General features: G+C 50.4%; 10 protein-coding genes. 7 read left to right on the top strand and 3 right to left on the bottom strand.

Features of this window, described 5'->3' with window-relative positions; all coding sequences use genetic code 11:
* The first annotated feature begins 91 nt into the window (after window positions 1–91).
* From AC0KH7_RS03875 to AC0KH7_RS03860, 4 genes are all read left to right on the top strand, one after another.
* Entirely contained in the window at window positions 92–646 is a 555-nt protein-coding gene (locus AC0KH7_RS03875) for a cytochrome b (protein ID WP_472370875.1), read from the top strand.
* A gap of 59 nt (window positions 647–705) precedes the next feature.
* Window positions 706–1308 (top strand): YceI family protein, encoded by a 603-nt coding sequence (locus AC0KH7_RS03870; RefSeq protein ID WP_472370873.1) that lies wholly within the window; start codon window positions 706–708, stop codon window positions 1306–1308.
* Window positions 1309–1622: 314 nt separating this feature from the next.
* Window positions 1623–2981 carry a DEAD/DEAH box helicase gene (locus tag AC0KH7_RS03865; protein WP_472370871.1) on the top strand — a complete coding sequence of 453 codons (1359 nt, stop codon included), beginning with the start codon at window positions 1623–1625 and terminating at the stop codon, window positions 2979–2981.
* Window positions 2982–3300: 319 nt separating this feature from the next.
* A complete protein-coding gene (locus AC0KH7_RS03860) occupies window positions 3301–5433 on the top strand; it encodes a methyl-accepting chemotaxis protein (protein ID WP_472370869.1) in 2133 nt (710 codons plus the stop codon).
* 63 nt (window positions 5434–5496) lie between these two features.
* Here AC0KH7_RS03860 and AC0KH7_RS03855 read toward each other — a convergent pair whose 3' ends face one another.
* Together AC0KH7_RS03855 and AC0KH7_RS03850 are read right to left on the bottom strand one after the other, a co-directional pair.
* Window positions 5497–5745: a DUF6868 family protein gene (locus tag AC0KH7_RS03855; protein WP_472370867.1), complete on the bottom strand. Its 249-nt coding sequence runs from the start codon at window positions 5743–5745 to the stop codon at window positions 5497–5499.
* Window positions 5746–5763: 18 nt separating this feature from the next.
* Window positions 5764–8382, bottom strand: a complete 2619-nt coding sequence (locus tag AC0KH7_RS03850; RefSeq protein ID WP_472370866.1) for a putative bifunctional diguanylate cyclase/phosphodiesterase — start codon at window positions 8380–8382, stop codon at window positions 5764–5766.
* Between the two features lie 436 nt (window positions 8383–8818).
* Between AC0KH7_RS03850 and AC0KH7_RS03845 the strand changes: the two genes are divergently transcribed.
* The 3 genes from AC0KH7_RS03845 to AC0KH7_RS03835 all read left to right on the top strand — a co-directional run bounded on the left by AC0KH7_RS03845 (window position 8819) and on the right by AC0KH7_RS03835 (window position 14124).
* On the top strand, window positions 8819–11176 hold the full coding sequence (locus AC0KH7_RS03845) for a sensor histidine kinase (RefSeq protein WP_472370864.1): 2358 nt from the start codon (window positions 8819–8821) through the stop codon (window positions 11174–11176).
* Window positions 11176–11805: a response regulator transcription factor gene (locus tag AC0KH7_RS03840; protein WP_472370862.1), complete on the top strand. Its 630-nt coding sequence runs from the start codon at window positions 11176–11178 to the stop codon at window positions 11803–11805. Before AC0KH7_RS03845 ends, AC0KH7_RS03840 begins: the two co-directional genes overlap by 1 nt.
* A 414-nt stretch (window positions 11806–12219) precedes the next feature.
* Window positions 12220–14124 carry a 5'-nucleotidase C-terminal domain-containing protein gene (locus tag AC0KH7_RS03835; protein ID WP_472370860.1) on the top strand — a complete coding sequence of 635 codons (1905 nt, stop codon included), beginning with the start codon at window positions 12220–12222 and terminating at the stop codon, window positions 14122–14124.
* A 110-nt stretch (window positions 14125–14234) separates the two neighbouring features.
* Here AC0KH7_RS03835 and AC0KH7_RS03830 read toward each other — a convergent pair whose 3' ends face one another.
* Window positions 14235–15380 (bottom strand): glycerate kinase, encoded by a 1146-nt coding sequence (locus tag AC0KH7_RS03830; protein ID WP_472370858.1) that lies wholly within the window; start codon window positions 15378–15380, stop codon window positions 14235–14237.
* Window positions 15381–15383: the final 3 nt, after the last annotated feature.

Below are 15383 nucleotides of genomic sequence, written 5' to 3'. Positions count from 1 at the left end.
ATTTAACCATTCTAAACCATACAACAACAATGTACGCTATTCATAACGCTGAAACGCAATACAAACTCGAACCGAACACAAAGGCAGGCACATGAAATTAACCAACAGTTTTTCCGGCTATGGCTGGATCAGCATCGCACTGCACTGGTTCATCGCCGTGGGGGTCATCGGCTTGTTTGCACTGGGTCTGTGGATGGTGGACCTGAGTTTTTACAGCCCCTGGTACCACGACGCCCCGGCGATTCATAAAAGCCTTGGGGTATTGTTGGTCGGCTTGATGGCGTTGCGTCTGGTGTGGCGTTGGATCAACCCAACCCCACAACCACCCGCCAACCATTCCCGGTTCGTCACCTTCGCCGCCCACAGTGCGCATGCATTGTTGTACTTGCTGGTGTTTGCCTTGGGGGTGAGCGGGTATTTCATTTCCACCGCGGAAGGCCATGGCATCGACGTATTCAACTGGTTTACGGTGCCGGCCTATCCGTTGGGCATTGAAAACCAGGCCGATATTGCCGGTGAATTTCATTACTGGATTGCCGTTTCCTTGATTGCACTGGTAAGCATACACATGCTGGCGGCGCTGAAGCACCATTTCATTGACAAAGACGTCACCTTGAAACGCATGCTAACCGCCACCCGCGAATAACGATTTTTAAATCATCAAACGCAGCATTTACGCATAAACTGAAGAAAAGGAGAATCCTTATGAACACCTTAACCTGGCTTAAACGCACCTTTTTGGCGACCGGCCTGTCCATCGCCTCTATCGCCGTATCCTCAACGGCTTTTGCCGCACCGGCCAATTACCAAATCGATACCAAAGGCATGCACGCCTCGGTGAACTTTAAAATTCAGCACCTGGGTTACAGCTGGCTGACCGGTCGTTTCGACCAATTTGGCGGTACGTTTGTGTACGATGCTGAAAAGCCATCCAACAGCAAAGTGGATGTCACCATTGATACCGACAGTGTCAACACCAACCACGCAGAACGTGACAAACACCTGCGAAGCGACGACTTCCTGAATGTCAAAAAATTCCCGAAAGCGCAATTCGTCAGCACCTCGATTACTGAAAACGCTGACAAAACCCTGACCGTCAAAGGTGATTTGACGTTACACGGCGTCACCAAACCGATTGAAATTCAAGCCAGTAAAGTCGGCGAAGGTAAAGACCCTTGGGGCGGCTATCGTGCCGGGTTTACCGGAACCACTCGAATCAAACTGGCGGATTACGGCATCACCTATAACCTTGGGCCAGCGTCCACCGAAGTGTATTTCCAGCTCAACCTGGAAGGCGTTCGCCAATAAGGGCTTTTTTAGAACGTCTTGACACGGCTTTAACCCAAAACACCGATAAAAAGTCTCCTAAGACGTTACCGCTGCTTTCCCCGAGGCAGCGGTTTTTTTATGCTTTTTACCAGGCCTGGTCAATATCGGATTTCCTGGCCGATCAAAGACTTAATCACACCTAAATCCAATCGCTGTTGAACTAAACATCGCTTTATCATTCAAATTAAGGTAAGCTAAGCTCCCTTTTCGAAGTATATGCCTCGATTCATTTCTGTTTGACTCTGTTTAACCGAAACAACGCCTTACGCAACCCTTTATGAGATCCATCTTTTATGAGCTTTAACGCCCTTGGTTTATCCACCCCTATTCTTGACGCCATCCAACAGCAAGGCTATGAAACGCCCTCCCCGATTCAGCAGCAAGCCATCCCTGTCGTACTGGAGGGCCGCGACGTCATGGCCGCCGCCCAAACCGGCACCGGCAAAACCGCCGGCTTTACCCTGCCAATCCTGGAACGCTTATCCAAAGGCGACAAGCCCAAACCCAACCAAGCGCGTGCTTTAATTCTAACCCCGACACGCGAGCTGGCAGCGCAAGTGGCCGACAGCGTCGCCACTTACGGCCAGCATTTACCGTTAAAATCGACCGTGGTATTCGGTGGTGTCAAAATCAACCCGCAGATGATGCGTTTACGCGGTGGTGTCGATATTTTGATTGCCACGCCCGGCCGTTTACTCGATTTATACAGTCAAAACGCTGTCAAGTTTGATCAGTTGGAAATTTTGGTACTGGACGAAGCCGATCGGATGCTCGACATGGGCTTCATTCATGATTTGAAACGCATTGCCCGTTTGTTACCGAAAAACCGCCAAAACCTGCTGTTTTCGGCCACCTTTTCCAACGACATTCGAAAATTGGCGCAAAGCTTCGTGACCGACCCGGTGGAAATTTCCGTCGCACAGCGCAACTCCACCGCCGAAACCGTCACCCAACAAGTTTACCCAGTCGATAAAAACCGTAAATCCGCTCTGCTGGTTCATTTAATTCAAGAACATAACTGGTTTCAAGTATTGGTGTTCTCGCGCACCAAACACGGGGCGAACCGCTTAACTCGTCAGCTGGAAACCAAAGGCATCCGCGCCGCTGCCATTCACGGCAACAAAAGCCAGGCCGCCCGAACACGCGCCTTGAGCGAGTTCAAAGACGGCAAGATTCAGGTACTGGTCGCCACCGACATCGCCGCACGCGGGCTGGACATCGATCAATTGCCGCAAGTGATCAATTTCGACCTGCCCAATGTGGCCGAAGACTACGTTCACCGCATTGGGCGTACCGGACGCGCCGGCGCGACCGGGCAAGCCATTTCACTGGTCAGCGCCGACGAAATCAAACAACTCTCCGACATCGAAAACCTGATTCAAAAACAGATTCCACGTCACATTGAAGACGGTTTTGAACCGGAAAAAGACTTGCCGGAAACCCGATTGAACCATCATCCGAAAAAGCCCAAGAAACCGAAAAAGCCTAAACGCTCAAACGGTACGCGCTCGCCCCAAGGCGACGGAACGGATGGTTCGACACCGAGTCGTACCCCTCGTTCAAATCATTCCGACTCGGCCCCCAAGAATCGTCCGTCCAGAAACAAATCCAAAAGACGTCCGAATCGAGCGCCAAAACCCAGCAACCATTAACCCAAAAACGCCCAGGCCTGGGCGTTTTTCTCCTTTCTGAATAAAAACCGTTCCCTCTTTCATTTTTACCGTCATCTCCAAACTCGAAAAAAAAGATGACGTCTCTGTAACATTTTGACTTAAAAAGACTTTTTTCTTTAAAAAGCTGATGAAAGGCTTTGTTTTCGAAAAATAAATGCGCTATAAAGAAAGTGACGGCATGGCTTATTTATTTTCATAAATAAAACCTTTAACAACTAAAAAAACTTAATAAAAACAAAATACTAAAAAGTACGCATTCCCTAGACAGAGCGACAGAGGCAGGAAAATGAACGGTTTAATGAATATAACAATCAAAGCGAAATTGATTTTGCTGATTTTGGTGACACTTGTCGGAATGTCATTTATCACCATTTACGACAGCATCACCGAAAAACAAATCATGATGGATGCCAAAAAGGAACGTGTGGAAACCATCATCACTGGAATTTCATCACAAATCCACGCCTTACAGAACCAAGTCAAAGAAGGTAAGCTCACCACGGAAGCCGCCCAAAATGAAGCCAAACGTATCGTCAGTTCGTTTCGTTACGACGGCAATAACTACGTTTGGATTAACGACTTTCACCCCACAATGATCATGCATCCGTTGAAACCCAGTCTGGACGGATCGGACCTGAGTGAATACAAAGACAAGAAAGGCAACCTGCTGTTTGTGAACATGGCAAAAACCGCCAAAAAATCCGGCCAGGGTTATGTGGAATACTTTTGGACCAAGCCCAACCAAACCGTGCCGGTGCCGAAAATGTCATTCGTAAAAGAAATCCCCGGCTGGAATTGGGTGCTGGGTACCGGGATTTACATTGACGATGTGAACGACGCTTTTTACGCCACACTCATCAGCCACTTCATCATTCTGGGGCTTTTAATCGCCGTCAGTATCGGCGTCGCTTACTGGGTTTTCAACGCCATTAATCGTCCGTTGAAAGAAATGTCTTCAATTATGCAACGGGTCAGTAACGACGGTGATTTATCGCAGACAATCACCTTACGAGGGAACGACGAAATCGGTCGCATTTCCGCCGACTTCAACAATCACATTCAATTTCTCGCCAACACCATTGAAGAAATTCAGACGGTCATGGCCAACGTTGCGCGAGGAAAAACCGATGTCTCCATTCGTTCCGAAATGAAAGGGGTGTTCGACGAGTTGAAACAGGACGTCAATCAATCGGTTCGGAACATCAACCAAACCATTGTCTTTCTGGACACCACCCTCTCGTCTCTGTCAAACGGCGAATTTGACGTCCAGTCCATCCAAGGGCTGGAAGGCCGCTTCAAACACATTCTGGAAAATACCGAATCGGTGGTCAACTCATTGAAGCTGTCTTTCGAAGAAATCAATTTAGTGATGTCGGAAATGAGTACCGGAAAATTCGACCGCCGCATCAGTATCGACGTCAAAGGTGAATTCGAAAAACTGAAACATAATATCAACCAGTCGTTGGATTCGGTCGAAGAAGCCATCACCCATATTTCAGAAGCTTTGAGCCGCCAAGCTTCCGGGAACTACGACCCGAAAAACGACATTCAATTAACCGGAGACCTCAAACGCCTGGACTCAGCGCTCCATACCACCTGTGATAAGGTCGGCACCACGATTTTGCAAATCAACCAAAGCGCCGAAAGCGTTGCCCAGATGTCGGAAGAGCTGGCACAAAGCGCCTTGGCTTTCTCAGAAAAAACACAAAGCCAAGCCGCCACGTTGGAAGAAACCTCCGCTTCAACAGAAGAAATTACCGCCACCGTCCGCCAAAACACAGATTCGGCACGCAATGCCAATACCTTGGCAAGACAGGCCCAGCAAAAAGCTCAGAAAGGGGCCGAGATTAACGAAATTGCGGTTCAATCCATGGACCAAATCACCAAATCCAGTCACCAGATTGCCGACATCATCACCCTGATTGACAGCATCGCCTTCCAAACCAACCTCCTGGCTTTAAACGCCGCTGTGGAAGCCGCGCGCGCCGGTGAGCACGGTCGAGGCTTCGCGGTGGTGGCCGGTGAGGTACGTAACCTGGCGCAAAAATCAGCCGATGCGGCACGCCAAATCAAAACGTTGATTGAAGACAGTGTGCATAAAATCCACGAAGGAGCAGGTTACGTTAATCAATCCAAAGAGTCTTTGAGTGAGATCAACGAAGTCATCACCAAAGTGACCAGCATCATTTCGGAAATCACCACCTCGTCCGAAGAACAGGCCAAAGCGGTGGAACACATCAACCAGGCCATCGTTAGCTTGGATAAAGATACTCAACAAAATGCCTTGATTGTGGAACAAACCGCACAGAACGCACAGCAAATGAAAGAAGCGGCCCATCAAATGAATCGCCAGGTGGATTTCTTTAAAGTCAGCGAAAACGCAACGCCTCGCTTAAAAAGCGGTTCGGATAGTAATGAAAAAACCGCTTAAGTTCCTCCAAGCCACCATAAACAAAACCGCCAGGCCTGGCGGTTTTAATAGTTAAACGTCAGATTAACGACTTTGCAGAATCAGCAACGATAAATACGGTACAAGGCAAAACAAAATAATCGCCAGTTTATAAATCGCCATCCCGACATAGTGAATACGGTCAAACGCCAATCGATCCAACTCAAACCACCGGGTATGCAAACGGTAAATCGCATCATGGGCACCCATAAACATCGTGCCCCATACAATCAACACCGCCCAATTCAACAGCACACTCCAACCTAAAAACGCTTGTATCGTCGCCAACTCCATCACACCTCTCCTGTTGTTTTAAAGGGTTTGAATCCGTGTTTTGATGTTCGCATCCAGTTGCTTGGAGAAATCCGATTGTGGCGTGGCCAGTAAATAACCCTGCGCATAATCAATGCCCAAGCTCTTGACCAAATCCAGGGTTTCCTCGTTTTCGATGAACTCCGCAATGGTTTCAATGCCAAGCGACTTTGCCATGGATACCGCACTTTCCACAAATGCCAGGTCAATTTCATTCTTGGACATATTATTGATGAACTCACCTTCAATCTTAATGAAATTCACCGGGAAGCGTTTCAAATATTGGAAAGACGAAAAGCCGGAACCAAAATCGTCGATAGCGAAGCGGAAACCTTCCGAGCGCAATTCACGTACAAACTTCTCCAACAAAGCCACATTGTGTACCGTCTCGCGTTCGGTAATTTCAAACACGATGCGTTCGTGATCAATCTGGTAGGTTTCCGTCAAATCCTGAATCCGTTGAATGAACTCACTGGCGACAATCGCTTTCGGCGACAGGTTGATGAACAGCACGCCTTCATAGCCGGAGCGATTGGCATCCGCCAACGCCTTATCAATCAGAATCATATCCATCTGGTTCACCAACCCCATATGCTCGGCGGTTTCGATAAAGCGTCCGGCGCTGATCAATTCGTCGTCCTGACGCAAGCGCATCAAGAGTTCGTGTACTTCGATTTCCCCTGTTTCCATATTAACAATCGGTTGGTAATTCGGTTCAATCGGGTCGCCCGTCTCCAACGCTTTCATAATGAACAGGCTCTGGTCGTTAGACTCTTTGTACACTTCCACCAAATCGGCTTCCTGCGGATACGAAATCGCATTCTTACCACTGCCTTTAGCGCGGTACAACATATTATCCGCCACCATGAACAAGTCTTCCTTGTCATGCGCATGATCCGGATATAGGCTGATGCCAATGGAACAGGTAATGTGTACCGGCTGGCCATTCGGGGCCACCAACTCAATGCCATGCGTGGCTTCCAACACCTTATGCGCCAACTCGTGCACTTCCGTAAAACCGGTTTCCGGGAAAATCACACAGAATTCATCCCCACCGTAACGCGCAAAAATATCCCCTTCCCGTAAGGCTTGTTTCGTCGCCAAAGCAAATTGCTGCAACACTTCATCCCCAAACGCATGGCCGTACTGATCGTTAATCAGTTTGAAATTATCGAAATCCAGCACCATCAAACCGAAATCGTAATGATGACGGTGTGCCCGCCCGACTTCATAGGCCAGCAACTCATGAAACACCCGCTGGTTGAACAGGTGGGTCAGAGGGTCGCGCGTGGCGTAATATTCCAATTCCTTGGTGAACTTGTTAATGGCCTTGATGGAGCCGATGACATTGACTAAAGTGGTTAAAATACTTTCCACCACCACGGAACGGGAAGAATCTTTCGGCGGGAAGGTTTCAACCCCTAAACCAACCACCCCACCAATTTTCGGTGTGTCCAGAATCAAACTCTTGCTTTGCGTCTGAATCCGGTTTTCAATGGTCAAGGATTCTTGGGTAGCGTAAGAGTGGTTCACCTTAAACACCGACCCTTTATCAAAAATCGACACTTCGCTGAGAATTTCCTTAGCGTGCACTTCGAGCTCTTTTTCAGTGGCCTTCTCCGGCTTGCCCAGCCAAAAAACTTCAATGACATATTGCTCGACATCATCGGTACGAAACACCACGAACAAGGTGTATAACGGCAAAATTTGATTGATTTCTTCCATCAACAGACAGATGTGTTGCTTCCAGTCTTTGACGATTTCCGATGACAACACCAGTTTGTCGAGCAACTGGATTTCAAAATCGAGAATGTCGCGGTCAATGGCGATATTTTTAATCTTGTCGCCCAATTGGTTCAGACTGTCATTCAACTGATCGAACTCGGTGTAATCGAACACAGACTTACCGTGCGCCAGGTTTTTCAAATCGTCAATCTGATTGATGGACACCACTTGTTGATTCAAGTCATGCACACTGCTCAACAGGCTTTTGGAAAAACGCCGCCCGACCCATAAAGCCAGCAGCACCGGAACCGGCATCAACAATAGCATCCACACCAGAAACTCATTATGGGCCGGTTTCAATACCTGTCCTATATTTTGCTCAATGCCCATAACGCCCAAAACATCGCCAACCTTTGCTTGAGTATGGCATTTCAAACAGGCTTCCTGAGCCACCAAAGGCCGAAAACTGCGCACCCATTCATCCTGTTTAATCTCCATCGGTTTTTTGGATTTCAACACTTCCTGGAAAAACGGTTGCATGCTGTCCGATACATCCGAGGCCAAAAAACCAAATTGATGATTAACGATCTCTGAACGATAAATAGAAAAACTCAGCCCGTGCTCTTGATAGGTTTCTTTCAGGTTTTCGCGAAATTGAAGGAGCTGTTGACGGTTCCAGCCTTTACTCATCAACTGATACATATTGTCAAACGACAACTGGCTCAGGGTCTCGGCATTTTTCACACTTTGTTCGCCAAACCGTTGGGTAAAAATCTGTGACGCCGCGAACAAGGTGATGATAAAAACCGCCAGCGCGGTAATCAGTGCCCCCGCCAACATGGTCTGTTTCAGGTTTTTTTTATGTTTTATTTTGTTTGAAGACTGTGCGTTCACATCGGGCCTGTTTCGATAATTTTTTGAGAGCTTTGCATGAGTGGGGCGTGATAGAAAAATGAGATAAAATTTTTCTGAATTAGGCGGAAAACGCAGCTAATAGCTAGCTATTAGCCAGTTTTTCAACGACATTCAGGGAGATTTTAGCCATTTTTATCCGTGAACCCATCTCGTGCAAATCTCTCTTTTTGTAAAAATGTAGTATATTTTGCAACGAGTATAACGCAATATAAGCCCGCAAGTTATCAAATGAAACTTAAGCTAAATCAATTATTTTTAAGAGGATCATAAACCGTTTCTATCCTTGACGTTGACGCCTCCTCAATCATCACTTTCACCAGGCCTGGCCAAAAACGACCTTGCCGTCCTGAAAAAAATCGCTATGCTAAAAAACAAACACGACGACACTGAACGATTTTAAAAAGGCCACTCTCTTTTGAACCACTCCTGCCCCACATTACGCATTGCACTCGGATTATTACTCATCACCTTGATGATGCCCTTGTCCGCCGTGCGGGCCGACATCGTCGACATCGGCGTGTTGAACCTGCGCAATACCGAAGCCGACAAAGCTTTTTGGGCGAAGACCGCACAATGGCTGTCCAAAGAGATTCCCAACCACCAGTTTGTCATCAAACCCATGGGGCCGGAGTGCTTGAACCACGCCATCAACAAGCAGCAACTCGATTTCGCCATCACCAATCCGTCGCAAATCGTCGCGTTGGAAAAAACCGATGATGTCCACCCCATCGCCACCTTGCAAACCCGTTATGAAACCCGGCCTTACAGTCACTTCGGTGCGGCACTCATCACCCGTGCCGATCGCGGCGACCTGAAACGCCTCTCTGACCTGAAAGGCCAAAGCGTCATGGCCGTATCGCCATCCGAATTCGGCGGCTACCAGATGATCTGGCGAGAACTGCAACTGGCCGGCATCGCACCGAAAAAGGATTTTTTCAACCTGTTGTTCACCAATGGATCTCAAGAAGCGATTATTCGCGCCATCATCAACGAGGAGGCCGACATCGGTATTATCCGCTCCGGTTTGATCGAATCGCTGTTGGACCAAAATAAACTGCCCGCGAATCAAATCAAAGTCATCCACCCGCAGCACACCGGGCCTTATCCGTTGTTGCACAGCAGCATCCTTTACCCGGAATGGTCGATGATTCGATTGGAAGACACGGACATTGCCCTGGCGCGCCAGGTCTCCCGCGCTCTGCAATCCATGCCGAAAAGCACCGTACCCGGCACCTATAATCCGCATTACGGCTGGACCCGCGCCGAAGATTTCACCACCGTGCATGGCCTGCTTCGCGCCCTAAAATTGCCGCCGTACGAGCCCAGCAAACAAATCAGCCTCAAAGCCATTCTGAAAGAACACGGTCTGGCCGTCGGACTGGTCATGATATTGATTCTGATGCTGGCGGCCTTTTCCGCACGTATGAGCCGCATCAACCGTAAACTGGCGGTTTCCCAAGCCGAACTGGCCAAACACCGCGACAACCTGGAAAAGGAAGTCGCCGAGCGCACCGTGGAACTCTCGCAAGTCAACCAGGCATTGGAACAAGACATCACAGCCCGAGAAAAAGCCGAAACCACGTTACGTCGCAGCCGGGCGGCCCTGCAGGGGGTTTACGAAATTTCCGTCGACACCCGCCTCACGCAATCGGAAAAATTGCTACGTTTGATTCAATTGGCGCGCCGTCATTTCCGCATGGATGCCGCGTTTTTGTACAAACTGCCCGACGGACCGAACCCCGGCTTATCGCTGTGCGTTTCCGACGGTGACATTCCGGAGGAACCCAAACTGAAACAGTGTTTGGAAAGCCATCTGCCGGAGTTCAAAAGCCGGGCTATTCTGCAGTTTTCCGACACGCCCTGTGCGGGCCAAGTCGTCACCTTCACCGTACAGGTCAACGGCCAGCCACACTGTGTACTGGTCTTCGTCGGCCAGGACATTTCGCAATGGCAACTGGCCGAAGTGGACGAAGAACTGTTGCGCCTCATCACCCAATGGATCGGCTCCAGCATTGAACGTCAGGACATTGAAACCGAGCACGACAAATACCGCACCCAGCTGGGCAAGGTCACCCGCCTGTTTACCGTGGGTGAAATGGCCTCCGGCCTAGCGCATGAAATCAATCAACCTCTCACAGCCGCCACCAACTACATCAGCGGTAGCCTGAGACGCCTGGAAGACAGCCAACCGTCCCACCTCAAAACCGGCCTGACACGGTCTCTGGAAAGTCTCGACCGCGCCACCAACATCATTCGTCGCCTGCGTGAATTCGTGCAAACCGGTGCCCGACGTCAGGAAGCCTTTCAACTCAACGCCACCTTGAAACGCGTGCTGTCGCTGTTGGACTCGGAAGCCAAGCAACACGCCGTCACCTTGATTCCGCCATCCTTAAAAGGCGATGTCTGTGTCGTCGGTGACCCGGTTCAAATCGAACAGGTCTTGCTGAATTTAATTCGCAACGCCATTGATGCATGCGACGAAAACGGCTGCGTATCGGTCGATATTCACCCGCAAACCGATGCCGCGCGCATTCTGGTATCCGACACCGGCCCCGGTATTCCGGAAAAAGATTTGCCCCATGTTTTCGATGCCTTCCATTCCTCGAAATCCGACGGCATGGGTCTGGGGCTGGCGATTTGCCGCAGCATTGTCGAGGCGCATCACGGCCAACTGCACGTCTGCAATACCCACGAAGGCGCGCAATTTATGTTTGAATTACCCTTGTGCGAAGCCGGGACGGCTCGCGAAAACACTTCGGAGGAAAACGCCTGATGGAACCTTGCGTGTATGTTGTGGACGATGACCGCCTGGTACGGGAGTCGTTGGAATGGTTGCTGGAATCGGTCAACTTGCAAACCCGTCTGTATGAAAACGGTCAGGCCTTTTTGGACGCATTTTCACCAGGCCTGCCCGGTTGCGTAGTACTCGACGTACGGATGCCCGGGCTGAACGGCATGGAACTGCATCAGTCCATCAAGCACATCGACCCGGACTTTCCGGTCATCATCGTCACTGGTCACGCCGACGTACCCATGGCGATTCGCGCCATGAAAGAAGGTGCCTTCGACTTCATCGAAAAACCCTATAACGACCAACATATGCTGGAACGTATCCAGTTAGCGATTCACCATTACGACGATTTGCAGAAACATCAGGAAAAAACCGATGCCTTGCAAAACCGATTCGAACGACTTTCCAAGCGCGAATCGCAAGTACTGTCCGGCGTCCTACAAGGCCACCCCAACAAAGTCATTGCCGACCAACTTTGTCTGAGCATCAAAACCATCGAAGTGCATCGTGCTAACCTGATGTCCAAACTCGGTGTCAAAACCGTGACCGAACTGGTTCGCCTCGCCATCGAAGCCGGAAAAGACCATCCCGCCTCACCACCCGAAAGCTAATTTTTCGGTTCAAAGAGTTTCTTTCCGAATTAGGGAAAACCCTAATCGATTTAGGAGCCCTCCCAATATTGTTTTGATGAAAAATTCGTAAACTGGTTTTGAGTTTCAAACCCATAAGTAAATATTAAAGGGCAACTCGATTAATCTTTAGTGAAATTCTGCGGAACTAAAAGACTGCATACTCTAGGCGTGGCTCGCCGACCTTAGTTACCCTAAGGCCAAGAGTCACAACAACGAAGATGTAGTCTTCTAGTTCCGCCCGAAGGGGCTTAGCCAAATTCAGTCAGCTCCACGTTGTGAAGCTTTGCAAGGTCTAGACATTCCTGCAACTTCACGCCTTGATCTGACGAATTTGGCGTTGCCAGAATCCACTAAAGGTTAACCGAATTGCCCTCAACAAAGGAGAGTCAATCCATGTCTCTGAATCGACGCGAGTTTTTACATGTTATGTCCATGGCTGCCGCCGCAGGACTATTACCCGGCACCGGCCTAGCGATGTCTTCTCAACCCACAGGAAAGGCGATTTCGAAAGACATCTACCAAGTTCCCATGCAAGGCACGGCTCGCATTCTGCACATCACCGACTCCCATGCGCAATTGAAACCGATTTATTTCCGCGAACCCAACGTCAACCTCGGCGTGGGCCCCGCTTACGGCCAACTACCGCACGTAGTCGGCCACAAGCTCCTGAAAGAACTGAACATTGCCGACAACACGCCCTTGGCGCATGCGTTTTCGTTCCTGAACTTTCAAGACGCGGCTGAACAATACGGCAAGGTGGGCGGATTTGCCCACATCAAAACCCTACTTGACAAACTGAGAGAGCAAGCGGGTGGCCAGCAAAATACCCTGACAATGGATGGAGGAGATTTATGGCACGGTTCAGGCACAGCGCTCTGGACACGCGGCCAAGACATGGTGGAAGCATCCAACCTACTGGGAGTGGACATCATGACCGGGCACTGGGAATTCACCTACCATGAAGACGAGGTGTTGACCAATATTCAGAAATTCAAAGGTGAATTTCTGGCCCAGAACATGCGCATCAAAGAAGACTCGCTGTTTGGCGATGCCTACCGCGAGATGACCGAAAAACACGGTGGCATCGGTTTATACAACGAAGACAACAGTTTGCCGTTCAAGCCTTACACCATCAAGGTGGTGAACGGCGAGCGTATCGCCGTCATCGGCCAGGCTTTCCCAAGAACCGCCAACGCCAACCCTCGCGCCAACTTCCCGGATTGGTCCTTCGGCTTACGGGAAGACTCCATGCGCGAAACCGTCAACCACATCCGTGAAAACGAAAAAGTCGCGGCGGTTATTATGATTTCCCATAACGGCATGGATGTGGACATCAAAATGGCTTCACGTGTCAGCGGCATCGACGCCATTTTCGGCGGCCATACCCACGACGGCATCCCCAAAGCCATTCCGGTAAAAGCTCCGGACGGCCATGTCTGCCAAGTCACCAACGCCGGTTCCAACGGCAAGTTTGTCGGCTGTATGGATATGGACATCCAAAACGGCAAATTGCGCGGTATGCATTATCGCCTGCTACCGGTCTTCTCGAATGAATTGGCCGCCGACGCCGGTGTAGATCAGTTCATCACCAACCTGCGTCAAACGCAATACACCAAATCGATTGTCGAATCGCGCAATCCGAAATACGCTTATAACCCGGAACGTCTGGGCAAAACCTACGAGCAGATTCTCAGCGAAGAATTGGCCGTGGCCGAAGACACCTTGTACCGTCGCGGTAACTTTATGGGTACCTGGGACCAAATCATCGTCAACGCGCTGCGCGAAGAACACGACACCCAAATCGCCATGTCGGCGGGTGTGCGTTGGGGCACCTCGGTGCTGGCGGGCGAAACCATCACCATGGAACGCGTGATGGACGAAACCTCCATGACCTATGGTGAAACCTATAAATCCGAATTGACCGGCGCACAAATCAAGGACACTTTGGAAGGCGTGTGTGAAAACATTTTCCAGAAAGACCCGTACTTGCAATCCGGCGGCGATATGGTCCGACTCGGCGGCATGGATTACACCTGTGAACCGAAAGCGTCGCTCGGCCAGCGTATTACTCATATGCAACTGGACGACGGCACCCCGATTGAACCGAACAAAACCTACACTGTCGCCGGCTGGGGACAAGTGGAGGAAGTCGGTGACGGTCGTTTGATTTGGGATGTGGTCGCCGACCACTTACGCGGCAAGCGCTCGGACATGAAGCTTAAGAAAGTGAATCACCCGACACTGAAAGGCATTGCCAATAACCCGGGCATCGAAGATTATGCCGGCAAACTGATTTAAATCCCCCGTCGCCATTTTCAACGATGGCTTCCATGATGGGTTCAAGATACCGTTGTTTCCCGCGTCGTTTCTGTCTGGCGCGGGCTTTTTCTTTTCCAAACTCTCATCCATTACAACCAATTCTTCAAATGGCTTTGAATGGTCTTTTCAAGATTCTGCTCAGACTGTTGCAACAAACTCGCTAAACCCGCATCTTCCGGAACCTGTTCGTGAATGGAGCGCAGTTCGAAAAACGCCGGTAAGTCTTGTGTCGTGGCTTCCAACTTGCCGCAGAGGCCCACCGTTGGAATATCATAATCCCCGGCCAATTCGGCGATGCGGTTCGGCAATTTTCCGAAGCGGGTTTGCTCGTCCATTTTGCCTTCGCCGGTAATCACCAAATGCACATCGCCGTCCCGAAGCACTTCATTCAAAGACAACAGTTCTGCCAGCAAATCGAAACCGGACGTCAAACGGGCATCCAGCAAACCGACAAAGGTACCGGCCATTCCGCCCGCCGCACCGGCACCCGGCAAATGCTCGATGCGTTTGCCCCAGTCGGCTTCAATCACCTTGGCTAGCTGTTTCAAACCGGCTTCCAGAATCGGTGCGCTGGTTTCATCCACGCCTTTTTGCGGCCCAAACACCGCTGTCGCCCCCTGCTCGCCCAACAGCGGGTTGGACACGTCGCAGGCAATCACCCATTCAATCTGGTTTAAGTCACTTTTCACCAGGCCTGGCGCATTTCGTGCAATGTGATCCAGCTCCACCAAGGCCCCACCACCGAACGCCAGCGAGTCGCCTTGTGCATTTCGAAAATCGAACCCTAACGCCTGCAAGGCACCGGCTCCGCCGTCATTGGTGGCGCTGCCGCCCAACCCGAGAATAATTTTTTCCGCGCCCAGACGAATCGCCGCGGCCAAAACTTGACCGGTGCCGTAAGTGGACGCCGCCATCGGGTTCAACTCATGCTTCGCTAATCTCGGCAGCCCGGATGCCTGCGCCATCTCGACAATGGCGGTTCGAGACTCTGGCTGCCAGCCGAATTTGGCGGCCACCGGGCGTCCCAACGGGTCTTGTACAATCACTTCATGCGATTCAGCCAGCCCGGCATAGGTGATGGATTCGACAAACCCTTCCCCACCGTCGGACATGGGGCGGGAAATGAAGTTCAGGCCATCGGCCACACCCTGACCGGCGCGTTCGACGATGCGACAAAAGTCCACTGCGGATAAAGACCCTTTAAACGAATCGGGGGCGACGAGAACGGTTTTCACAGT

The sequence above is a fragment of the Hydrogenovibrio sp. genome (assembly GCF_965140365.1).
Lineage (GTDB): Bacteria > Pseudomonadota > Gammaproteobacteria > Thiomicrospirales > Thiomicrospiraceae > Hydrogenovibrio.
This window is presented reverse-complemented; position numbering and strand designations above follow the sequence as displayed.